26 protein-coding genes are annotated in these 22257 nt (G+C 66.7%); 12 read left to right on the forward strand and 14 right to left on the reverse strand.

All coding sequences use genetic code 11. The features are described from left to right. Positions 1-2: 2 nt before the first annotated feature. The 6 genes from MTBLM5_RS00965 to MTBLM5_RS00990 all read left to right on the forward strand — a co-directional run bounded on the left by MTBLM5_RS00965 (position 3) and on the right by MTBLM5_RS00990 (position 5856). Positions 3-782: a type III pantothenate kinase gene (locus tag MTBLM5_RS00965; protein ID WP_173973932.1), complete on the forward strand. Its 780-nt coding sequence runs from the start codon at positions 3-5 to the stop codon at positions 780-782. Further along, complete coding sequence (locus MTBLM5_RS00970; RefSeq protein ID WP_173973933.1) at positions 782-2476, forward strand: ribonuclease J; 1695 nt, start codon at positions 782-784, stop codon at positions 2474-2476. The genes MTBLM5_RS00965 and MTBLM5_RS00970 overlap by 1 nt, the downstream gene beginning before the upstream one ends. Positions 2477-2630: 154 nt before the next feature. Then, complete coding sequence (locus tag MTBLM5_RS00975; RefSeq protein WP_254430849.1) at positions 2631-3866, forward strand: nitrate/nitrite transporter; 1236 nt, start codon at positions 2631-2633, stop codon at positions 3864-3866. A 100-nt stretch (positions 3867-3966) separates the two neighbouring features. After that, positions 3967-4434 (forward strand): hypothetical protein, encoded by a 468-nt coding sequence (locus MTBLM5_RS00980; protein WP_173973935.1) that lies wholly within the window; start codon positions 3967-3969, stop codon positions 4432-4434. Then, positions 4418-5566 (forward strand): diguanylate cyclase domain-containing protein, encoded by a 1149-nt coding sequence (locus MTBLM5_RS00985; protein WP_173973936.1) that lies wholly within the window; start codon positions 4418-4420, stop codon positions 5564-5566. Before MTBLM5_RS00980 ends, MTBLM5_RS00985 begins: the two co-directional genes overlap by 17 nt. Before the next feature lie 86 nt (positions 5567-5652). After that, positions 5653-5856, forward strand: a complete 204-nt coding sequence (locus tag MTBLM5_RS00990) for a hypothetical protein (RefSeq protein ID WP_173973937.1) — start codon at positions 5653-5655, stop codon at positions 5854-5856. Here the strand turns inward: MTBLM5_RS00990 and MTBLM5_RS00995 are convergent. From MTBLM5_RS00995 to MTBLM5_RS01045, 11 genes are all read right to left on the reverse strand, one after another. Then, on the reverse strand, positions 5834-6256 hold the full coding sequence (locus MTBLM5_RS00995; RefSeq protein ID WP_173973938.1) for a bacteriohemerythrin: 423 nt from the start codon (positions 6254-6256) through the stop codon (positions 5834-5836). The genes MTBLM5_RS00990 and MTBLM5_RS00995 overlap by 23 nt on opposite strands. Before the next feature lie 3 nt (positions 6257-6259). Then, positions 6260-6505 carry a hypothetical protein gene (locus MTBLM5_RS01000; protein ID WP_173973939.1) on the reverse strand — a complete coding sequence of 82 codons (246 nt, stop codon included), beginning with the start codon at positions 6503-6505 and terminating at the stop codon, positions 6260-6262. 35 nt (positions 6506-6540) lie between these two features. After that, positions 6541-6864 carry a four-helix bundle copper-binding protein gene (locus MTBLM5_RS01005; RefSeq protein WP_173973940.1) on the reverse strand — a complete coding sequence of 108 codons (324 nt, stop codon included), beginning with the start codon at positions 6862-6864 and terminating at the stop codon, positions 6541-6543. Between the two features lie 161 nt (positions 6865-7025). Further along, on the reverse strand, positions 7026-8126 hold the full coding sequence (locus MTBLM5_RS01010) for a branched-chain amino acid ABC transporter substrate-binding protein (RefSeq protein WP_173973941.1): 1101 nt from the start codon (positions 8124-8126) through the stop codon (positions 7026-7028). A gap of 59 nt (positions 8127-8185) precedes the next feature. Continuing rightward, positions 8186-8527 (reverse strand): DUF6867 family protein, encoded by a 342-nt coding sequence (locus MTBLM5_RS01015; protein WP_173973942.1) that lies wholly within the window; start codon positions 8525-8527, stop codon positions 8186-8188. Continuing rightward, on the reverse strand, positions 8524-9240 hold the full coding sequence (locus tag MTBLM5_RS01020; protein ID WP_173973943.1) for an ABC transporter ATP-binding protein: 717 nt from the start codon (positions 9238-9240) through the stop codon (positions 8524-8526). The genes MTBLM5_RS01015 and MTBLM5_RS01020 overlap by 4 nt, the downstream gene beginning before the upstream one ends. 3 nt (positions 9241-9243) lie before the next feature. Further along, positions 9244-10086 (reverse strand): ABC transporter ATP-binding protein, encoded by an 843-nt coding sequence (locus MTBLM5_RS01025; protein WP_173973944.1) that lies wholly within the window; start codon positions 10084-10086, stop codon positions 9244-9246. Further along, complete coding sequence (livM, locus tag MTBLM5_RS01030; RefSeq protein ID WP_173973945.1) at positions 10083-11336, reverse strand: high-affinity branched-chain amino acid ABC transporter permease LivM; 1254 nt, start codon at positions 11334-11336, stop codon at positions 10083-10085. The genes MTBLM5_RS01025 and livM overlap by 4 nt, the downstream gene beginning before the upstream one ends. Position 11337: 1 nt before the next feature. Then, a complete protein-coding gene (locus tag MTBLM5_RS01035; protein ID WP_173973946.1) occupies positions 11338-12252 on the reverse strand; it encodes a branched-chain amino acid ABC transporter permease LivH in 915 nt (304 codons plus the stop codon). Between the two features lie 144 nt (positions 12253-12396). Beyond that, the gene (locus MTBLM5_RS01040) at positions 12397-13185 is read right to left on the reverse strand and encodes a DsbA family protein (protein ID WP_173973947.1); all 789 of its coding nucleotides are present in this window, start codon (positions 13183-13185) and stop codon (positions 12397-12399) included. A 76-nt stretch (positions 13186-13261) separates the two neighbouring features. Beyond that, positions 13262-14638, reverse strand: a complete 1377-nt coding sequence (locus MTBLM5_RS01045; RefSeq protein WP_173973948.1) for a M48 family metalloprotease — start codon at positions 14636-14638, stop codon at positions 13262-13264. On the opposite strand from MTBLM5_RS01045, the gene MTBLM5_RS01050 reads away from it, so the two are divergent. Genes MTBLM5_RS01050 through MTBLM5_RS01060 form a run of 3 tightly spaced genes read left to right on the forward strand, consistent with a single transcriptional unit; the run spans position 14625 to position 17954 of the window. Continuing rightward, positions 14625-16244: a gamma-glutamyltransferase gene (locus MTBLM5_RS01050; RefSeq protein WP_371813993.1), complete on the forward strand. Its 1620-nt coding sequence runs from the start codon at positions 14625-14627 to the stop codon at positions 16242-16244. The genes MTBLM5_RS01045 and MTBLM5_RS01050 overlap by 14 nt on opposite strands. Before the next feature lies 1 nt (position 16245). Then, positions 16246-17394: a pyridoxal phosphate-dependent aminotransferase gene (locus tag MTBLM5_RS01055; RefSeq protein WP_173973950.1), complete on the forward strand. Its 1149-nt coding sequence runs from the start codon at positions 16246-16248 to the stop codon at positions 17392-17394. Between the two features lie 2 nt (positions 17395-17396). After that, positions 17397-17954 carry a hypothetical protein gene (locus MTBLM5_RS01060; protein WP_173973951.1) on the forward strand — a complete coding sequence of 186 codons (558 nt, stop codon included), beginning with the start codon at positions 17397-17399 and terminating at the stop codon, positions 17952-17954. 158 nt (positions 17955-18112) lie between these two features. Here MTBLM5_RS01060 and MTBLM5_RS01065 read toward each other — a convergent pair whose 3' ends face one another. Continuing rightward, entirely contained in the window at positions 18113-18433 is a 321-nt protein-coding gene (locus MTBLM5_RS01065; protein WP_173973952.1) for a ZinT/AdcA family metal-binding protein, read from the reverse strand. Positions 18434-18506: 73 nt separating this feature from the next. After that, a complete protein-coding gene (locus tag MTBLM5_RS01070; protein ID WP_173973953.1) occupies positions 18507-19574 on the reverse strand; it encodes an anhydro-N-acetylmuramic acid kinase in 1068 nt (355 codons plus the stop codon). Positions 19575-19658: 84 nt separating this feature from the next. Between MTBLM5_RS01070 and tyrS the strand changes: the two genes are divergently transcribed. Continuing rightward, positions 19659-20909, forward strand: a complete 1251-nt coding sequence (tyrS, locus tag MTBLM5_RS01075; RefSeq protein ID WP_173973954.1) for a tyrosine--tRNA ligase — start codon at positions 19659-19661, stop codon at positions 20907-20909. Positions 20910-21078: 169 nt separating this feature from the next. Here tyrS and cyaY read toward each other — a convergent pair whose 3' ends face one another. Beyond that, the gene (gene cyaY / locus MTBLM5_RS01080; RefSeq protein WP_173973955.1) at positions 21079-21411 is read right to left on the reverse strand and encodes an iron donor protein CyaY; all 333 of its coding nucleotides are present in this window, start codon (positions 21409-21411) and stop codon (positions 21079-21081) included. A 151-nt stretch (positions 21412-21562) separates the two neighbouring features. Here cyaY and MTBLM5_RS01085 point away from each other — a divergent pair, with 151 nt between their 5' ends. Then, positions 21563-21904: a response regulator transcription factor gene (locus tag MTBLM5_RS01085; protein ID WP_173973956.1), complete on the forward strand. Its 342-nt coding sequence runs from the start codon at positions 21563-21565 to the stop codon at positions 21902-21904. Positions 21905-21986: 82 nt separating this feature from the next. Further along, entirely contained in the window at positions 21987-22211 is a 225-nt protein-coding gene (gene rpmE, locus MTBLM5_RS01090) for a 50S ribosomal protein L31 (RefSeq protein WP_173973957.1), read from the forward strand. Positions 22212-22257 lie beyond the last annotated feature (46 nt).

Here is a 22257-nt window from a genome sequence, read left to right on the forward strand (position 1 = left end):
CCATGCTTCTTGCCATCGACGCAGGTAACACCAACATCGTCTTCGCCGTTTTCGACGGCGAACAGGTCAAGGGCGAGTGGCGGGCTTCGACCCACACCGACCGCACCGCCGACGAATTGGGGGTGTGGCTGATGCAGCTTCTGACCACCGCCGGCATGCGCCGCGAGGACATCACCTCGGCGATCATCGCCAGCGTGGTGCCGGCCATGGTGTTCTCGTTGAAGACGCTGTGCCGGCGCTATTTCGCCTGTGACCCGGTGGTGGTCGGCGACGAAGGGGTGCAATTGGGCATCCAGGTCCTGCTGGACCGGCCCGAGGAAGTGGGCGCCGACCGATTGGTCAACGCGGTGGCCGCCCATATGTGCTATCAAGGTCCGCTGATCGTCATCGATTTCGGCACCGCCACCACCTTCGACGTTGTCGATGCCGAGGGCAATTATTGCGGCGGCGCCATCGCGCCGGGCATCAATTTGTCGCTGGAAGCCCTGCACATGGCCGCCGCCAAGCTGCCGCGCGTCGCCATCGGCCGGCCCAAGCAGGTGATCGGCAAGGCCACGGTGCCGGCGATGCAGTCGGGCATCTTTTGGGGCTATGTCGGCCTGATCGAGGGGCTGGTGCGCCGCATCGAGGAAGAGGCCGGAGCCAAGATGCTGGTGGTCGCCACCGGCGGGCTGGCGCCCTTGTTCGCCGAGGCGACGCCGGTGATCGGCAAGCTGGACCCCGACCTGACGCTGCGGGGCCTATTGGAAATTCACCGTCGCAACAAACGTTTGGAAGCCTGATGGCGCGCAAGAAGCCTGTTACCGCCGATTCCGTCGGCGAGCTTACCTTCCTTCCCCTTGGCGGTGCCGGCGAGATCGGCATGAATCTTGGCCTGTACGGCTATGACGGCAAGTGGCTGATGGTCGATTGCGGCGTCACCTTCGGCGACGAGACCATGCCGATGATCGACGTGGTGATGGCCGATCCGTCATGGATCGAGGACCATCGCGACGATCTGGTCGGCCTGGTCATCACCCACGGTCACGAGGATCATCTGGGCGCCATCCAGTATCTGTGGCCGCGCCTGAAATGCCCGGTCTATGCCAGCCCGTTCGCCGCCGCCGTGCTGAAGGGCAAGCTGCACGAAACCGGCCTGCAGAACATCGTGCCGCTGCATGTGGTGGCCCAGGGCTCGCGCTTCGATGTCGGCCCGTTCAACATCGAAATGGTGTCCCTGACCCACTCGATCCCCGAACCCAACCTGCTGGCCATCCGCACTCCGGCCGGGCTGGTGGTCCATACCGGCGACTGGAAGTTCGACCCCGATCCGCTGATCAGCGACCCGTCCGATTACGAGGCCCTGCGCCGGATCGGCCGGGAAGGGGTGCTGGCCTTGGTGGGCGATTCCACCAACGTCATGACCAAGGGCCATTCCGGCTCGGAAGCCGAGGTCCGGGCCCACCTGATCGGCCTGCTGGGCCGCTACAAGCGCCGGGTCGCCATCACCTGCTTCGCCACCAACGTCGCCCGCCTGGAAAGCGTCGCCCTGGCCGCCGAGGCCAATGGCCGCTCGGTGGCCCTGGTCGGGCGCAGCCTGTGGCGCATCGAGAAGGCGGCGCGCGAGCTGGGTTATCTGAAGGATATCCGCCCCTTCCTGACCGACCACGACGCCGCCCATCTGCCGGCCGACCAGATCCTTTACTTGTGCACCGGCAGCCAGGGCGAGGCGCGGGCGGCACTGGCCCGCATCGCCGCCAACGACCATCCCACCGTCAAGCTGGGCAAGGGTGACGTGGTGCTTTACTCGTCGCGCGTCATCCCCGGCAACGAAAAGGCCATCTTCCGGGTGCAGAACCAGCTGATCCGGCTGGGCGTCGATGTGGTGACCGATCGGGAAGAGCCGATCCACGTGTCCGGCCACCCGGCCCGCGACGAGGTCGAAGAGATGTATCGCCTGCTCAAGCCCGCCATCGCCGTGCCGGTGCATGGCGAGGCCCGCCACGTCCAGGTCCATTGCGCCCTGGCGCTGGAACTGGGCTGCACCCAGGCGGTGGCCATCGACAATGGCGCCATGCTGCGCCTGGCCCCCGGCCCAGCCGAGGTGATCGACCATGTCCCCACCGGCCGGCTGGCGGTGGACGGCCAGGCCCTGGAAGGCGGCCCCCGTCTGGTCCGCCTGGACAGCGAGCTGATCCGCGATCGCCGCCGCATGGTGTTCAACGGCTCGGCCGTGTGCACCATCGTCTGCGACCGCAAGGGCTTCCTGCTGACCGATCCGCAGGTGACGGCGCTGGGCCTGCTGGATGCCGAGCATTGGGCCGAGGAGCACGATCTGGTGGTGGAAGCCGCCCGCGACGCCTTCGAGGACCTGCCCCCCTCGGGCCGCAAGGACGATGCGGTGGCCGCCGAGGCGGTGCGCCGCGCCGTGCGTCGCCAGTTGAAAGAGATGCTGGGCCACAAGCCCATCACCAATGTCCATCTGGTCCGGGTTTGACACCGTTTCAATCGCTTCGTTGATTCCTGTCCCCGGCGCGGTCATGGTAATACCAGTGACCCGTCGATCAACGACACCGTCCCGTCATGCCCGGACTTGATCCGGGCATCCATGGATTGCCGGGTCAAGCCCGGCAATGACGAAAGATATTCCCGTGTCCGACGCCCGTCACACCCTGTCCCTTCGTGTGTTGGCCCTGCGGGTCCTGGCCCCGTTCGCCGCCGGATATTTCCTGTCCTATCTGTACCGCACCGTCAACGCGGTGCTGGCGCCGCTGATCAGCAAGGCGGTGCATCTGGATGCCGGCGACCTGGGGCTGATGACCGGGGTGTATTTCCTGGCCTTCGGCTCGTTCCAGCTGCCGCTGGGCATCTTGCTCGATCGCTTCGGGCCGCGCCGGGTGGAGGCCGCGCTGCTGCTGTTCGCCGCCGCCGGCTCGGCCGCCTTTTCGGTGGCGCAATCGGCCGAGACCCTGATCCTGGGGCGCGCCCTGGTCGGGCTGGGGGTGTCGGCCTGCCTGATGGCCGCCTTGAAGGCCAACGTCCAGTTCTTCCCGCCGGCCAAGCTGCCCCTGTTCAACGGCATCATCCTGTCGGCCGGTGGCCTAGGCGCGGTGGCGGCCACCGCGCCGGTCCAGGCGGCGCTGGCCTTCGTCGATTGGCGCACCATCTTCGTGGTGCTGGCATTCCTGACGGTGGCGGCGGCGGTGAACCTGTTCCTGGTGGTGCCCGATCGCCATGGCAACGCGGTCCCCGAAAGTCTGCCCCAGCAACTGGCCGAGGTCGGCCGCATCTATCGTGACCGCCGCTTCTGGCGGCTGCTGCCGGTTGGCGTGGTATCGCAGGCGGCCTTCATGGCCATCCAGGGCCTGTGGGCCGGACCATGGCTGCGCGATGTCGCCGGCCTGCCCCCCGACGGCGTCGCCACCGGCCTGACCGCCATGGCCGCCGGCATGGCCGCCGGTTTCCTGGGCTGGGGCGTCATCGCCGAACGGGCCGGGCGGGTTGGCGTCGATCCCGCCCGGGTGCTGGGCGGCGGGCTGGTGCTGTTCCTGATCTGCCAGACCTTGATGATGGCCGGCTTCGTCGCCGCGCCCTTGGTGCTGGCGGTGGTCTATGGCTTCTCGGGGGCGTCCAGCACTTTGTCCTATGTGGTGGCGACCCGGGGGTTTTCGCCGCATCTGGCCGGCCGGGCGACCACCAGCCTGAATTTGGGCATGTTCATGGGCGCTTTCCTGATGCAGTGGGGGCTGGGGGCGGTGATCGGACTATGGCCGAAATCGGACATCGGTTGGCCGGCGGAAGCCTTCACCATCGCCTTTGCCGTGCCGGCGGTTCTGCTGGCGGCCTCGATGGTGTGGGCGCTGCCCTTGCTGCGCAAACCGGCCTGATATCTTGAATAATCAAGCGATTACCGGGCGGGGCGATGTATAGTGTCGTCGGGTAGGGCCGCCTGCGAATGGCGTCCCGGATCGGGCGACGAGAAATTCCATGCGACTTCGAGTGCGGCTGCGGCTGGGGGCCTGGCTTGTATTGCTGACTGCGTTCGCAGCGCTGCCGCTGATCGCTTTTTCCGGCTATGCCGTCTATCAATTGGGTCTGTCGCAGAGCAAGGCGACGGCGATCTTGCTGACGCAACGAACGGAAGCGACCGCCAACGCGGTGGCCGAGCGTTTGTCGGCGGCGTTGGGTGGCCTGCACGCCTTGGCTCAGTCCGACACCGCCCGGAAGGGCGACGTGGCCGCCCTGGCCGAGTTCGCCCGTCGGGTCCGCCCGCTTTATCCCGAGGTTCTGGCCATCAATATGGTCCGTTCCGACGGCGAGATGATCTTTCACACCTCGCGCCCGTTCGGCGAAAAATTGCCGCCGACCGCCGACCGCCGACATCGACTCGGCCGGCCGCGCCATCGCCACCGGCCGGCCGGTCATTTCCGGGCCGTTCATGGGGGCGGTGTCTAAGGTGTGGGCGGTGTCGCTGGGGCTGCCGGTCAGCTTGGGCGACAAAGGGGTGCTGTGCCTGCGCATGAACATGACCGCCAGCAGTTTCAACGACGTCCTGGGCGAGCAGCGCCTGCCCGAGCATTGGACCGGGGTGCTGCTTGCCGCCGACGGAACCACGGTGGCGCGGACGCGCTCGCCCGAATCGGCGATCGGGACCAAGGCGCCGCCTTCGTTGGTGAAGGCGCAGGCCGAGCGGCGCACCGGCCTGTTTCCGACCCTGACGCGCGAGGGCGTGCCCAGTTCCACAGCCTTGTCCAAGGTGCCCGGCTGGGATTTGTGGGTGGCGATCGCGGTGCCCGAGGCCAGCATCGACGCCGAGGCCGACCGCTTCCTGATCGAGGTCGCGGTGGCCGGCTGCGCCGTTCTGGCAGCCAGCATCGTCGTCGCCCTGTGGTTGGCGCGCCATCTGGCCGGCCAGATCACGCGGGCCTCGGCGGCGTCTGCGGCGCTGGCCGACGGCCATGCCGACAGCGTGCCGGACAGCGATATCGTCGAGTTGGGGGCGATGGGGGCCGCCCTTGGCACCGTCAAGGCACGCGAGATCGAGACCCAGGCGGCCCTGCTCGAGGCGGTCAGCGTCAACGAGCAGACCGCGGCCGCGCTCAGTCAGGCGCAATGCGACCAACTCACCGGCCTGGCCGGCCGCGGGCTGTTCCTCGACCAGGCTCAGGCCCTGAAGGACAATTGCCCGGACGGGTCGGGTCTGGCCATTCTGTTCATCGATCTCGACGGCTTCAAGGCGGTCAACGACACGTTGGGGCACGAGGCGGGCGACCGTGTCCTGGTTCGCGCCGCCGACATTCTAAGGGCCGCGATCGGTGCTGGCGATGTCGTCGGACGGCTGGGCGGCGACGAATTCGTGATCGGCGTGGCCGGGCCGATCGACGCAATCGGTGAACTGGCGGCCGACATCGCCGGCCGGTTGGTTGCCAGCATCGCCACCATCGGCGACGGGATCGGCTGCAGCATCGGCGTGGCGACGCCGCACCCCGGCCCCGAGAGGTTAGGCGATATCATGAAGCGCGCCGATCAGGCGATGTATGCCGCGAAAAGGCACGGCAAGAATTGCTATGTCGTGGCGCAAAGATGAAGGTTTCGCGACTGAGTCCATAGGATAGTAGCCGAGCATCCGGCTTGGCCCTAGCATCCCGTCAGGAAAACAGACGGTTGGGGCCGATGGACATCCGCGATTTCTTTTGCTGCCTGCCGGCCTTGTCAAACGCCAGACTGGTCGGCGGCGCCGTGCCGGGGCCGGATCTTCGCCGCGCGTTGAACATGGCGTTGACCTGCGACCGGACCATCCATTGCCAATTTCGCCTGACCTGTTCGTGCCTGGCCTCGCAGGTGATGGAATCGCTTATGCGTGACGCTGCTGCGTGAAGAACGGCCGGTATTTCATGTCCTCGTTCATGATGTGATCCAGCAGCCAATGCTTGAGGAAGCGGATCATCTCGTCGGTCAGGCGGTCGGGCGCCTGCCCGGATAAATGCCGGGCGCGGAACTCGACGACGTGGCGCTTCAACTCGTGGTGCATTTCGTGGTGGGCCAGCAACAAATCGACCGGGTATTCGCGCGCCGCCAGCGCCGCTTCCTCGCGGGTGAAATGTTCGTCGGTGAAGGATTGCAGCTCGTCGAACAGGGCGTTCAGGGCGACCGTGTCGGGCTGACCCTGGCGCCACAGATCGTAGACCCGGCCCAGGATGTCGAGAAAGCGTTGATGGTCGGCGTCCAGTTGGGGTGAACCGACGCTGTAGCTGTGATCCCAAACGATCAAGGGCATTTCTTAGCTCCGGGGCGGCGGCAGTAGCGCGGCCCAAGGAGCCAGCATGGTCTCGATCGTTCGGGTCCACAAGGACCATGGCGCCAACCACGGCAAAGCCTGCATCATTCCTTCCGCCAGGGGCAGGGCCTGGCGGAAATCGGGGCAGGCCGTCAGGCGGATGATGATGGTCTCGGCACCGTCTTCGGCGCGATGGTCGATGGCGATTGTCAGGTTGGGCAGCTCCGCGGTGATCCGGGTCTCGTCCATGGCTCTGCCCTTCCTGGTTGGTGTGGGGGCTGTGGCTACAGCAGCTTGCGGCACTGGGTGGCGGCGCGGCGGCAGGCCTCGGCGCATTGCTTCATGCGCAGATCCTCGGCCGCCAGCTTCTCGCAGGAATCGGCGCACTTGTCGCAGATTTCGGCGGTGACGCGCAACAGGCCGGTGAATTGCCGCGAGCTGCGCAGCAGGAAGTCGGTGGCGGTCTCGGCGATGTCGGCGGTATCCAGCAGCAATTGCACCAGTTCCCACTCGGCCAGCGCGCCCCCGTGCTGCATGCCGTGGATGGCCGCCTCGGTGGCGACGCGGTGGGCCTCGTCGCAGGCGTCGATACAGCTCTTCATGGACATGGTCTGGTCCCTCCCTCGTGTGGCGAATCGCTCGTGGAAAAGCGTGCAACCATTGGCGCGTTCCGTCAACGCGAAAGGCCCGGCGGATGACCGCCGGGCCCTGGTTTAACCGTCGCGCCTTCGATCAAAGGCGCGACGCTCTCATCTTGCCGAAACGCGGGTCAGTCGGCGTAGGTGTACTTGCCGTTCTTCCACACATACATGACATAGGTCGGGCCGATGACGTCGCCCTTGGCATCGAAGCCGACATTGCCGATGGCGGTGTCGAACTTGTTGGCGCGCAAGGTGTCGGCGACCTTCTTCCACTCGGTGCTCTTGGCCTTGTCGACCGCCTGCGCCCACGCCTGGATGGTGGCATAGGTGTACAGGGTATAGGCCTCGGGCTCGTAATTCTGGGCGCGGAAATGCTTCACCAGATCGGCGTTCTGCGGCAGCAGGCGCGGATCGGGGCTGAAGGTCATCAAGGTGCCTTCGCCGGCGGCGCCGGTGATGGCCCAATATTCCTCGGTGACCAGGGCGTCGGCGCCCATCAGGGTGGTCTTCATGCCCTGGTCGCGCATCTGGCGCACGATCAGGCCGCCCTCGGTCTTGTAGCCGCCCAGGAACAGCACATCGACCTTGGCCTGCTTGGCCTTGGTCACCAGCGCCGAATAATCCTTCTCGCCGGGGGTGATGGCCTCGAAGAAGGCTTCCTTGACGCCCAGCTTGTTCAGCGAGCCCTTGAACTCGTCGGCCAGGCCCTTGCCATAGGCCGACTTGTCGTGGATCACCGCGACCACCTTGCCCTTGAGCTTCTGGGCGACGTATTCGGCAGCGATCTTGCCCTGGTTGTCGTCACGGCCGCAGGTGCGGAACACGTTGGGCAGGCCGCGTTCGGTGAACTTCGGATTGGTCGAGGCCGGGGAAATCTGCAAGATTCCGTTTTCCTGGTAGACCTCGGAGGCCGGGATCGACGAGCCCGAGCAGAAATGGCCGGCGACGAAGGCGACCTTCTTCGAGGCCAGTTCCTCGGCGACCGAGCGGGCCTGCTTGGGATCGCAGGCGTCGTCGCCCATCACCAATTGCAGCTTCTGGCCCAGCACGCCGCCCTTGGCGTTGATGTCCTCGACCGCCTTGGCGGCGCCGCGCTTGAACTGCTCGCCGAAGGCGGCTTCCGAGCCGGTCATCGGGCCGGCCACGCCGATCACGATGTCGGCCTTGGCGGTGGCGGTGGTCAACGCCGCGATGGCGGCGGCGACGGCAATCGTCTTGATCGTCCTCATCTCCCTTGTCCCTCCAGTAGGTGGTTCGTGTCCCTGTTAAACCTTAACACCCAGGCCGGTTAGTGGCGATGGGCGATCTTATCGGTCCAGCCGAACAGGCCGGACCGTTGGTAAAGCCACGGATATTGGTCGCACATGCGCTTGGCCAGGGTCACCCGCCAGGCCGCCAGGGTGATGGCTTCCAGGACCATGGTGTCGATGACGTAACCGCCGGGCGACAGCAGGCTGCCGCCGAACAGGGCGAAGCCGATGAAACGGTCGGCGGCGCCCAGGCCCAGGGCGTAAAGGGCGCCCATCCACCATGGCCGCCAGGTCCGGGCCAAGGCGTTGCCGGTCATGAAGGCGCAGCCGCCCATGAACAAGATGGTGATTCCGATGAAGACGGGGACGCTGTCGATCATGCCTGCACGCCCCCTTCCAGGTAATGGCTGCGGATTTCCGGGTTGGCCAGCAATTCGGCGCCGCTGCCGGCCAGCGCGATGCGGCCGTTGACCATGACATACCCCCGGTGCGCCAGCTTCAAGGCGTGGAAGGCGTTCTGTTCGACCAGGAACACCGTGACCTTCTGTTCGGAATTGATCCGGGCGATCAGGTCGAAGATATGGCGCACCACCAAGGGGGCCAGGCCCAGCGACGGCTCGTCCAGCAACAGCAGGGCGGGGCGGCTCATCAGGGCGCGGCCGATGGCCAGCATCTGCTGCTCGCCGCCCGACAGGGTGCCGCCGCGCTGGTTCAGGCGTTCCTGCAGGCGCGGGAACAGGGCCAGCACGCGGTCCAGATCGTCGGAAAAATGCCTGGGATCGGCCACCACAGCGCCCATCTGCAGGTTTTCCAGCACGCTCATGCGCGGGAAGATCCGCCGTCCTTCCGGGCTGTGGGCCAGGCCCAGGCGGGCGATCTTGTGGGTGGGCAAGCGGGTGATGTCGGTGCCGTCCAGCAGCACACGGCCCTGGGTGGCGCGCGGATTGCCGCAGATGGTCATCAACAGCGTGGTCTTGCCGGCGCCGTTGGCGCCGATCAGGGTGACGATCTCGCCTTGCCCGACCTCGAGGTCGATGCCGTGCAGCGCCTGGATGCGCCCGTAACCGGAATGGAGGTTTTCGACCTTCAGCATGGGTCAAAGCTCCCCGATCTCGGCGGCGATGTCGGGCGGCAGCGGCGTGTCCTCGGGCTCGCCCAGATAGGCGCGGATCACCGCCGGGTCGCGGGCGATGTCGGCAGGGGCGCCTTCGGCGATCTTGGCGCCGTAATCCAGCACCACCACCCAGTCGGAAATGCCCATCACCACGCTCATATCGTGTTCGATCAGCAACAGGCCGATTTTTTCTTCGTCGCGGATGCCGACCAGCAGATTGTTCAACTCGGCCGATTCGCGGGGGTTCAGGCCGGCCGCCGGCTCGTCCAGGCACAACAGCAGCGGGTCGGTGCACATCGCCCGGGCGATTTCCAGCCGGCGTTGCGAGCCATAGGGCAGCGAGCCGGCATCGGCATCGGCCCATTCGGTCAGGCCGACCTTGTCCAGCCAATGGCGGGCCTTGTCGACGGCGCGGGCCTCGGCCTTGCGATAGAGGGGCAGGCCCAACAGGCCGGCCAGCGAGAAGCCGCTGGCCGCCATCAGTGTCTTGTGCTGGGCGACGATCAGGTTTTCCAGCACGCTCATGCGGGCGAACAGGCGGATGTTCTGGAAGGTGCGCCCGACCCGGGCTTGGCCAGCGATACGGAAATCGTCCAGCCGCTCCAGCAGCACCGGCCCCGAAGGGTGGTGCAGCGCCATGCGCCCGACCTGCGGCTTGTAGAAGCCGGTGATGCAGTTGAACAAGGTGGTCTTGCCGGCGCCGTTGGGGCCGATGATGGCGGTGATCTTGCCCTGGCCCGCCTGGAACGACAGGTCGTTGACGGCGATCAGGCCGCCGAAGCGCATGGTGACGTGCTCGACCTCCAACAGCGGCGTGAAGGTCATTTCGCCCCCTTAAGCCGGATGGTGGGGGCGCGGCTGGCAAGCAATCCCGACGGCTTCCACAGCATGATCAACACCATGGCGCCGCCGAAGGCGATCATGCGGTATTGCTGCAATTCGCGGAACCATTCCGGCAGGCCGACCAGGATCAGGGCGGCCAGCACCACCCCGATCTGGCTGCCCATGCCGCCCAGCACGACGATGGCCAAGATCACCGCCGATTCGATGAAGCTGAAGCTTTCCGGGCTGATGAAGCCCTGGCGGGTGGCGAAGAACGAACCGGCGAAGCCGGCGAACATCGCCCCCAGGGCGAAGGCCGACAGCTTGATGGTGGTGGGGTTCAGCCCCAGCGAACGGCAGGCGATCTCGTCCTCGCGCAGCGCTTCCCAGGCCCGGCCGATGGGCAGGCGGCGGATGCGCAGGGTGAACAGATTGGTCAACAGCGCCAGGCCTAAGATGATGAAGTACAGGAAGATCACCCGGTGGTCGCCCGAAAAGGCCAGGCCGAAATAATCGGCGAAGGTCTGGTGGCCTTCCGGCGCACTGGCCATGAAGCGCAGGCCGAACAGGGTCGGGCGCGGGATCGAGCTGATGCCGCTGGGGCCGCCGGTGAAATCCTGCCAGTTCTGCAAGATGACGCGGATGATTTCGCCGAAGCCCAGGGTGACGATGGCCAGATAATCACCCCTGAGGCGCAGCACCGGAAAGCCCAAGGCGATCCCGAAGCCGGCGGCGAACAGACCGGCCAGCGGCAGGCACAGCCAGAACGACCAGCCCAGCCCGGTGGCCAACAGCGCATAGGAATAGGCGCCGACGGCATAGAAGGCGACGAAGCCCAGATCCAGCAGACCGGCCAGCCCGACCACGATGTTGAGCCCCCAGCCCAGCATCACGTAGATCAGCACCAAGGTCGCCTTATCGACCAGATTGCGGTCGGAAAAGGGCAGGAAGGGCAGGGTGATCGCCAGCCCGGCCAAGGCCCAGCCGGCCATCAGGCGCAGGCGGGCGGCCTTGGCCTCGCCCATGGCCGGCGCCTGGGACGGCTGCCAGGCCCCGCGCAGCATGGTCATGGCGAAGCGGCCCAATCCGACGATCAGGGCGGCCCACAGCACCCAGTCGAACCGGGTGCCCAGCGACAGGCCTTGCGACGAATCCACCAGGCGGAAGCCCAGCATCGGCAGGGCCAGGCCGGCGGCGACCAAGGCGCCGGCCAGGCCCTCACGCAAGGCGGTGGCGATGGCTGGCGCGATCATGTCAGATCTTCTCCACTTCCGGCCGGCCCAGCAGGCCGGTGGGGCGGAACAACAGCACCAGCACCAGGATCGAGAAGGCGGCGACATCCTTGTACTCGATCGAGAAATAGCCCGACCAGAAGGCCTCGATCAGGCCCAGCAGCAGCCCGCCCAGCATGGCGCCCGGCAGCGAGCCGATGCCGCCCAGCACGGCGGCGGTGAAGGCCTTGATGCCGGCCAGGAAGCCGATATAGAAATCGATGACGCCGTAATACAGCGTCACCATCAGCCCGGCCACCGAGGCCAGCACCGCCCCCATCACGAAGGTCGCCGAGATCACCCGGTCGACATCGACGCCCAGCAGGGCGGCCATCTTCATGTCCTGCTCGGTGGCGCGCTGGGCGCGGCCCAGCGGGGTGCGGGTGATGATCCAGGTGAACAGGGACATCAGGACCACCGTCACCACCATGATGACGATCTGCAGGGAAGACAGGCTGACGGTGAAATCGTCGCCCTGCATCAGCTCGAACCCGCCGCCGATCACCGGCGGCAGCGGCTTGACCCGGGCGCCCTGGCTGATCTGGGCGAAATTCTGCAACACGATCGACATGCCGATGGCGGAAATCAGCGGCGCCAGCTTGGGCGCGCCGCGAAGCGGGCGATAGGCCACCCGCTCGATGGCCCAGCCCCACAATCCGGTGAACAGCATGGTGGCCAACAGGGCCGCCATCAGGCCCAGCGCCACCGACTGGCCGCCGACCAAGGTCGAAACCAAATAGGCGATCAAGGCGATGAAGGCACCCAGCATGTAAACCTCGCCATGGGCGAAGTTGATCATGCCGATGATGCCGTAGACCATGGTGTAGCCGATGGCGATCAACCCATAGATCGCCCCCAGTGTTAAGCCGTTGATCAATTGCTGAAGGAAGTATTCCATGCCTGTTCCCGGTCGCCGCCGCCCACCCTCGGGCAGGGCCCTGGAAACCCTACGCGAGCGGGCGGGCAAGTCAAGCGGACAGGGTGCTCGAAACGACGAAGGCCGACCTTGCGGCCGGCCTTCGCCCAGAGCTGTCGGGACCGGTCAGTTGGCGCCGCTCAGGCGGCCGCCCTTCCGGGTGATGTCGAACAATTGCTTGAACACCGGGCCTTCGATGGCGCCGGCCAGGATGCGGGCGGCCTTGCCGTCCTTGCCGGCCACCACGAAGGACGGCGTCGACGAGATGTCCAGCGCGTGGGCCAGGTCGATGTTCTTGCGGATCTGCTTCTCGATCTCGGGCGCCATCATTTCCTTCTTGATCTGATCGACGTTGGCGCCGGCCTCGCCGGCCAGGCGGAAGATCGCCTTGTCGTCCAGCTTGCCGCGGAACTTCATGAAGGCGCGGTGCACGTCGTCATACTTGCCCTGCTTCTTGGCGGCCAGGGCGACGCGGGCGGCGGTCAGCGATTCTTCCGACAGGATCGGCATCTCCTTGAACACCACCTTGACCTTGGTGTCGGCCTTGACGGCCTCCATCATCGGGTCCAGGACCACCTTGCAATAGGGGCAGTTGTAGTCGAAGAACTCGACCACCACGACGTCGCCCGCGGCATTGCCGCTGACCGGATCATCGGCGGCGTTCAGGATTTCATCCTTGCGCGATTCGATCGCCTTCTTGGCGTCGGATTCGGCCTGGGCCTTCATCTTCTCGCGCAGGGCCTCGATGGCCTCGCCGATCACCTCGGGATGCTCCATCAGATAGTCGCGGACGATCTTGCGGATGGCGTCGGTCTGCTTGGCGTTGAAGGTCTGGTCTTCCTGGGCGCTGGCGGGCAGCGCGGTGAACAGGGCGGCCGAGGCCAGCAGGGCGGCGGCAAAGGTCTTGCGAATCATCGACGGAGAAACTCCTGCAAACAGTGTGGCGGCATATTGGCCCAAGGCCGAACGGCGGGCAACAAAGGATTGAAATTTAGCGCCGGCGCCGCTGGCCCTTCTGCTCGTCGACGGCCTGGGCGGCGCGCTCCTTGATGTCCTGGATGCGCAGCCACACTTCGCCGGTCTTGGGCAGCAGGCGCTCGGCCTTGCCGGCGTGGAAGCTGGCGTCGGGCAGGCGGCCCTCGATCAGGGCCTGCTCGGCCATGGCATAGGCGGCCATGCCCTCGTTGCCGTCGCGGCCGTGGGCGATGGCCAAGAGGCGCCAGCCGGTGCGGTTGTCGGGCTCCTGGTGGACCGCCAGGGCCAGGTGCTTTTGCGCCTCGGCCAGCAGGGCGGGGTCCTCCTGCTCGATCTGGACCTGGGCCAGCTGGATCCGCATCAGGGCGCTTTCGGGCAACAGCTCGACGGCCTTGGCATAGGGGGCCAGGGCCTCGGTGCCACGGCCGTTCTCGAACAGCATCTGCCCCTTCAGCTCCCAGAAATAGGGGTCGTTGGGGCGCTCGGCCAGCAGGGCCTCGACGGCCGGCAATGCTGCGGCCATGTCCGGCTTGCGGTAAAGGGCGATGGCGCGGGCATAGCGGGCTTCCAGGCTGGCATCATTGTCCTTGTAGCGGGTCAGGGTGCGGAAGGGCGGTTCGATGAAGGCGAACAGCTTGCCGCGCATGCGCCGCTGCATCTCGACCCATTCCGGCCGGGGCGGGACGCTGGAGAAGGACGATTTGGCGACATGGTCGCGGACCGCCGAGATACGATCGCGGGTCAGCGGGTGGGTGCGGACATAGGGGTCCTGGCGGGTGGTCACCAGCAATTCCTGGTCGCCCAGGATCTCGAAGAACTCGGCCAGGCCCCTGGAGGATTGGCCGGTGCCGTCCAGGAAGCGCAGCGCCGCCTGGTCGGCCGAGGATTCCTCGCCCCGCGTGTAGGTCAGGAAGTTGCGCACCGCCAGTTCCTGCGAGCCCATCATCACGGCGGCACCGGCATCGGCGCGGCCGGTGGCGGCGCCGACCGCGGCGCCCAGCAGCATGCCGATCAGCGCCTCGGTCGAGGCGTTGCCGGCGGCATCCTGGATGCGGGCCAGGTGGCCGCCGGCGATGTGGCCGGTTTCGTGGGCCAGCACGCCGATCAACTGGCCGGGGCTTTCGGCGCGGATCAAGAGGCCGGTATGGATGAACATGTTGAGCCCGCCGGCGACGAAGGCGTTCAGCGACGGATCGACCATCAGATGCAGGCGCACCGAATCGGGCGCCAGGCCGGCCGCCTGGAACAGTGGCGTCGTGAAGGTGCGGATGGTATTTTCCACCTCCGCGTCGCGGATGAAGCTGCGTTTGGGTTGGCCCTGCTGGGCATGGGCGGCCCCGGGCATCATCAGCGTCAGCACCAGGAATGAAAGAAGGATGATGCGCGTGAGCAAGCCTTGGTCTCCGTCGAATGGGTCTCGTCGTTTCAACCGTGCGATCCTCACGGCCCTTCTGGCGACCGGCCTTTCGGCCTGTTTCGATGGCGGCAAGCCGGTCGGCACCATCGGGTACGTCAAGGGCTTCGGTGGCGTCGCCGTTGCCGACGAGCCGCGAGCCGTCCTGGTGGCCCGCGACGTTTTGTCGGCCGGCGGCACCGCCGCCGATGCGATGGTCGCGATGTATTTCACGATGTCCGTCACCCTTCCGTCAACTGCCAGCCTGGGCGGCGGCGGCGTTTGTGTGGTCCATGACAAGGATTCCAAGACCACCGAGGCGCTGGAATTCATGGCCCGCCCGTCGGCGGCCGCAGGCCAGGCCCGGGTGCCGACGGCCGTGCCGGCCAATGTGCGCGGCTTTTATGCCCTACACGCCAAATATGGCAAAATGAGGTGGGAAGGCCTGCTGAACGAGGCCGAGAAGCTGGCTCGCCTGGGCACGCCCACCTCGCGCGCCTTCGCCAACGACTTCAACCGCGCCGCCCAGGCCCTGTCCACCGACCCGGGGGCGCGTCGATTGTTCTTCCCCGACAACCGGCCGCTGGCCGAGGGCCAGGAATTGGTGCAGTTCGACCTGGCCAGCCTGATCGCCCGGGTGCGGCGCTCACCCGGCGACTTCTACACCGGCACCTTGGCGCGCGACCTGGTCCAGGCGGTGAGCCAGGCCGGCGGTTCGCTGACGCCCGAAGACCTGCGCGCGGTCAAGCCCGAATGGGTGGCGCCGATGCAGGTCAAGGTCGGCCATGACGTCGCCCATTTCGCCCCGCCGCCGGCGGTGGCCGGCGCGGTGGCGGCCCAACTGACCGCCGCCCTGGTCGGCAAGTGGGCCGACGTCGCCGCCGAAGAACGTCCGCACCTGATGGCCGAGGCCTCGGCCCGGGCCTTTTCCGATCGCGCCCGCTGGATGCGGCCCGACGGCTGGCCCAACGAACAGGCCGCCGGTCTGTTGAATGCCGACCGGGTGGCCGGTCTGCTGGCGGGCTACAATCCGGCCCGTCACGTCGCGGTCGAGGCCAACAAGCCGGCCGACGCCATCCAGGCCGCCGGCCTGCTGGTGATGGACGGACGCGGCAACACCATCGCCTGCAACGTCAGCACCAACGGCCTGTTCGGGATCGGCAAGGTGGCCCCGGGCACCGGCATGGTGCTGGCGGCCTCGCCCGGGCACAATACCGGCCCGGCCGGCCTGGGCCCGGTGGTGGTCGTCAACCCCCATGTCAACGAGGCGCATTTCGCCGCCTCGCCCAGCGGCGGCATCACCGCGCCGACGGCCTTGACCCAGGTGCTGCTGGCCGCCCAGGTCGAGGGCCGCAAGCTGCCCGACGCTGTCGCCGCCCCGCGTGTCCACCATTCCGGCAATCCCGACACCACCGCCATCGAGCCGGCCGAGCAGGGCGGCAACCCCGAACCGCTGACCAAGCGCGGCCACGAGGTGCGGGCGACGCCGATCCCGGCCCGGGTCAACGCCCTGCAATGCGATTCCGGCAAGCCCGGCTTCACGACCTGCCGGGCGGTCGCCGACCCGCGTGGGGCGGGGTTGTCGGCGGTGGTCGGCAAGGACTGACATGGCCTTTCATAACGCCCTGAAGGGGCAGATCGATCCGTTCATCGTCATGGACGTCATGCGCGCCGCCAACGAACGGGCGGCGGCCGGCGGCGACGTGCTGCATCTGGAAGTCGGCCAGCCTTCGGGCCAGGCCCCGGCCCGGGTGCTGGAGGCCGCCCGTGCGGCGCTGTCGTCCCATGGGCTGGGCTATACCGACGCGCTGGGGCTTCCTTCCTTGCGTGAAAGAATTTCCGGCCATTACCGCCAGACCTATGGGGTGACGGTCGAGCCCGAGCGGATCGCGGTGACCACCGGGTCGTCGGGGGCCTTCGTTCTGGCCTTCCTGGCGGCCTTCCCCAAGGGGGCGCGGGTGGCGGTGGCCGCACCCGGCTATCCGGCCTATCGCAATATCTTGACCGCCCTGGGAATCGAGTGCGTGCCGGTTCAGGTGGGCGAGCAATCGCGCTGGCAATTGACCGTGCCGATCCTGGAAGCGGTGCCCGGCCGGCTGGACGGCGTGGTGGTGGCCAGCCCCTCCAATCCGACCGGGTCGATGCTGTCCGCCGCCGAGCTGGCCGAGCTGGCCGCCTGGTGCGAGACCCATCAGGTCCGCCTGGTGTCGGACGAGATCTATCACGGCATCACCTATGAAGGGGCGGCGGCCAGCGCCGCCGGCATCGCCCCCCATGCGTTGATCGTCAATTCCTTCTCGAAATATTACGCCATGACCGGCTGGCGGCTGGGTTGGATGGTGGTGCCGGCCGACCTGGCGCGCGAGGTCGAGTGCCTGCAGCAGAACCTGTTCATCTCGCCGCCGACCCTGTCGCAACTGGCCGCCGAAGCGGTGTTCGACTGCATCGACGAGCTTGACGCCCGCGTCGCCACCTATCGCGTCAACCGCGACATCTTGCGCGAAGAATTGCCCAAGGCCGGCTTTACGCGGCTGGCGCCGTCGGACGGGGCGTTCTATCTCTATGCCGATGTGGCCGAGCTGACCAACGACAGCCCCGAATTCTGCAAGCGCATGCTGGCCGAGACCGGGGTGGCGGTCACGCCCGGGACCGATTTCGATCCGTTCCACGGCAGCCGGACCCTGCGCTTTTCGTTCGCGGGCGCCACCGCCGACATCGCCCTGGCGGCCAAGCGTCTGAAAAGCTGGCGGAGATAATCATGCAGTTCGCCATCAAATCATGCCTGGATGTGGTGATCTGGTTTTCCGACCGCGCGCTGAACGACCGCGAATACATTCAGCCGCAGAAGCTGCATCGGCTGATGTTCCTGGCCCAGGCCTATTACACCGTGGCCTATCCGGGCCGCAAGCTGATGCCGGCGACCTTCGTCACCGACAATTTCGGCCCCGTCGAGCCCACCGTGTTCCACGCCTTCGCCTATGGACGGCCGCCGCATCTGGAAGGCAATCCGGTGCCCGACCAGGCCGCCCATTTCCTCGACAGCATCTGGCGCCGCTTCGGTCAGTACTCGGCCGACCAGCTCAACAAGCGGTTGAACGACCATCCGGCGGTGGCGGCGGCGATGAACAAGGGCCCCAACGAGGAAATCCCCTTCACCGAGATGGTCAAGTTCTACCAGGGCGAGGCGGCGGCCAAGGGGGCGGCGCCGTCGGCCGATCAGGTGGTGCGGCCCCGGGTCATGCGCTCGCAAAGCGGCAAGCCGGTGGCGGTCAAGGGCTGGAATCCCAAGGCGCTGACCCCGAAGAAGCCGGAGTAAGCTTGTTATACCAGCGGCCGTAATGCCTGACCTTCGGTCCGTCACTACGGCGCCCTCACGCGCCGGGCGGCGGACCTCCGTCCGCCTTGGCTTTCGCGCCATAAGGCGCGCGGCCGCACTTGCGGCCGTCCAACGGTCGAAGGTTTCGACCGTTGGTATTATCTCCCGCAGGCGGATTCGCCCAGGCGCGGCCAATTGTTGGGATTCTGGCTGAAATTGGCCTTGGTGACATCGACGATGCGGATGTGGAAGATGCGGGCCTGGTGCGGCTTGATCACCTGGCACAGATAGGCGGCATACTGGTCCCATGCCGCCTTGTCGGCCTTGACGAAGGCGTAGATGGTGCCGGAATTGTCGGCTTGGGCATTGATCACCTTGGGCTGTGCGCGCACCGCCGCGATCGCCGAGACCTGATCGGCCCGGGCCGACGGCGCCAGCATCGACAGCATCAGAATGGCGGCAGCGACCAGCACCTTCATCGGTTCCTCCCGAGCCTTCGATGGTCGGCTAGCCTAGACACCAGGCCTTAACAAAGTCGATACGGGCTTTACCTCAGGCAGAGTGAAATCTTCCACCACTGCACGAAAAAGGTGCGCCGGTGGTCGCGGGATGGGTCAGGGGCAACCCGCGTCGTGAGCGCACCGCCAGCAGGCCGAAGGCCTGGGCCTCCAGGGCGTCGCCGTTCCAGCCGACCCGTTCCACCGGCTCGACCTCGATGCCCAGTTCGCGGGTCAGGGCGGCCATCAGGGCCGGGTTGTGCCGGCCGCCGCCGCACACCAGCCAGCGCGCGGCCGGGGCGGGGAACCTGTGGCGCGCCAAAGCGACCGCCCGGGCGGTGAAGGCGGTCAGGGTGGCGGCGCCGGTCGCGGCGTCCTGGTCGGCGACCAGCTTTCGGGCGAAGGCCTGGAAATCGTCGCGATCCAGAGACTTGGGCGGCTTGCGGGCGAAATAGGGGTGGCTGGCGAAGCGGTCCAGGGCGCCGGTATCGACACGGCCCTGGGCGGCCAGGGCGCCGTCGGTGTCGCAGGCCCGCCCGGTATGGGCCAGCGCCCAATCGTCGATCAGGGCGTTGCCGGGGCCGGTGTCGAAGGCCAGGATGGCACCGTCTTCGCCCAGCCAGGTGACGTTGCCGACCCCGCCCAGGTTCAGGATCGCCAAGGGCTTCGCCAGCCCGGCGGCCAGCGCCTGGTGGAACACCGGCACCAGCGGCGCGCCTTGGCCGCCGGCGGCGACGTCGGCCGAACGGAAATCGTTCACCACCCCAATGCCGGTCAGCCGGGCCAGCAGGGCACCGTCGCCGATCTGCCAGGTGCGGCGCTGGTCGGGCCGGTGCAGGATGGTATGTCCGTGGAAGCCGATGATGTCGACCGCCGTTGTTTCCAGCCCTGCCTTGGCCAGCAGCCCGGCCACCGCCTCGGCATGCAGGTGGGTCAGGTGCCGCTCGATTTCGGCGACCGGGCCGAAGCCTCCCAGGATTTGGCGCAGGGCCTTCTTGAAATCCTCGTCATAGGGGAAGGTGGCGGCGGCGCCGAAGCTTTCCACACTCTCGCCGTCGGTGGCCACCAGGGCGGCGTCGATGCCGTCCAGCGAGGTCCCGCTCATCAGTCCCAAGGCCAGCATGGTCGCCCGCGTCGTTGTGAGAAAGCGCCGATTGTGCTAAAGGGGCCGCCTTTGGGCAAGCAACAGAAACGATCGGTCGAAGCCATGACCTCTCCCCGCTCCGAATTCCTGCAGGTCGTCGCCGAGCGCGGCTTCATGCATCAGTGCACCGACCTCGACGCGCTGGACAAGCGTCTGGGCGAGGGGCCGGCGGTGGCCTATATCGGCTTCGACGCCACCGCGCCGTCGCTGCATGTCGGCTCGTTGATGCAGATCATGCTGCTCAGGTGGTGGCAGAAGACCGGCAACAAGCCGATCGTGCTGATGGGCGGCGGCACCACCCGCATCGGCGACCCGACCGGCAAGGACGAAGCCCGCAAGATGCTGTCGGACGAGGATATCGCCCGCAACATGGCCGGCATCCAGACGGTGTTCGCCAAGTATCTGAGCTTCGGCGACGGTCCGACCGATTCCATGATGGTCAACAATGCCGATTGGCTGGACCAGCTGAACTATATCAGCTTCCTGCGCGATTACGGCCGCCACTTCACCATCAACCGCATGATGACCTTCGATTCGGTCAAGCTGCGCCTCGAGCGCGAGCAGCCGCTGACCTTCCTTGAATTCAACTACATGATCCTGCAGGCCTACGATTTCGCCGAGCTGTGGGCGCGCAACAAGTGCGTGCTGCAGATGGGCGGCTCGGACCAGTGGGGCAACATCGTCAACGGCGTGGAACTGGGCCGGCGCGTCCATGGGGCCGAGCTGTTCGGCCTGACCAGCCCGCTTCTGACCACCAGTTCGGGCGCCAAGATGGGCAAGACCGCCAACGGCGCGGTGTGGCTGAACGCCGACATGCTGAGCCCGTGGGATTTCTGGCAGTATTGGCGCAACACCGAGGACGCCGATGTCGGCCGTTTCCTCAAGCTCTACACCGAGCTGCCGCTGGCCGAGATCGCCAAGCTTGAGGCCCTGCAGGGCGCCGAGATCAACGAGGCCAAGAAGATCCTGGCCGGCGAGGTCACCCGCCTGGCCCACGGCGAGGCGGCCGCGGCCGAAGCCGCCGAGACCGCCCGCAAGACCTTCGAGGAAGGGGCGCTGTCGGCCAACCTGCCGACGGTGTCGGTGGCGGCCGGCGATCTGGCGGCCGGCATCACCGCGTTCGCCTTGTTCGTCCAGGCCGGACTGGCGACCTCGAACGGCGAGGCCCGGCGCCTGATCAGCCAAGGCGGCGGTCGCCTGAACGACCAGCCGATCAAGGACCCGGCCCAGATTATCGCGAGCGCCGACCTGAAGGACGGCGTGCTGAAGCTGACCGCCGGCAAGAAGCGTCACGTCCTGGTCCGGCCGGAGTAAGCCTAGATCCCATTTCCGTCATGGCCGGGCTTGACCCGGCCATCCACGCGCATCCGCATAACGCACTGTCTTCATTCGATTTTGTTCGGCACCACGGGGATGCCCGTGTCAAGCACGGGCATGACGGAGTGTGGGGCGACGACTAGCGTCCCTTCCGCGCTCGAGCCTGTCAGAATGCGATCGCCACCTTGAAGCGGTCGTTCAGCTCTTGCGCCAGGATGGCGTCAAGCGCCAGCTTCGGCTCGCGCGTCGACAGCCAATGGCCCGAATCGTCCCATTCGAAATGCCAGGCGCCGCTGACCGGCGAGGCCAGCCACACCTGGCGCATCGGCCCGTTCTTGTTGACGACATACTGACCGCCGCCGCCGCCGATGGTCATGGTCAGGATGCCGCCCTGCAGGTCGGCGTCGATCTTGTCGCCCAGCAGGTCGTCGACCGTGTCGGCGATGGCTTCGATGGTGTCGTCGGCCAAGGTGTTGAAACGGCTGAGATCCATGGTCATCGGTGTGGTTCCTTGGGCTTTCACAGTTGGGCCGAATGGTATCGCCTTGGGCGCGCTTCGTCATCACGGTGATTGCGTATTTGTGTCCGGATGGTGATACTGGAGGCAACCAAGCGGCCAAACGGCCCAAAAGAAGTCTGGGGAGACGACCATGACCCGCATCCTTGTGCTGGAATCAGAACTGCGCCTGCGCCATTCGCTGAAGACCATCCTGGAATCCGCCGGATACGAGGTCGATGTCGCCGACGATGGCGTTGACGCCTTGTCGCGCCACACCCGTCGCCCGGCCGATCTGCTCATTGCCGACGGCAATGTCAGCCCGGCCGGCTTTACCGGGACCCGCGTCCTGGCGGTGCCCGGCGGCGGCGCCTGCGACGCGGTCAAGGGGACCGACATCACCCATTTCCTGCCCAAGCCGTTCGGCCGCGAAGACCTGCTGGCTGCCGTCCGGGTCAGCCTGGGCGCCGCCCCGCCGATCCCCGCTGCGCGCTGATCGCATTTTTTTCCGTTCGAGCGCTTGCGAAGGCCTGGGCTTTTCTGTATAGAGGCGCCTTCGATTTGCGGAGCAGGACGCCATGAAGAACGACATTCATCCCGACTACCACGAAATCAACGTGGTCATGACGGACGGCAGCGAGTTCAAGACTCGTTCGACCTGGGGCAAGGAAGGCGACAGCCTGCGCCTGGACATCGACCCCAAGTCGCACCCGGCCTGGACCGGTGTGCATCGCATGGTTGACAGCGGCGGCCAGATCGCCAAGTTCAACAAGCGTTTTGCCAGCTTCGGCATCAAGTCCTGATACTTGCGGGCCGGTCAGGCCCGATCACGGACGATTTTTAGGGCCG

This window comes from Magnetospirillum sp. LM-5 (genome assembly GCF_902729445.1).
Lineage (GTDB): Bacteria > Pseudomonadota > Alphaproteobacteria > Rhodospirillales > Magnetospirillaceae > Magnetospirillum.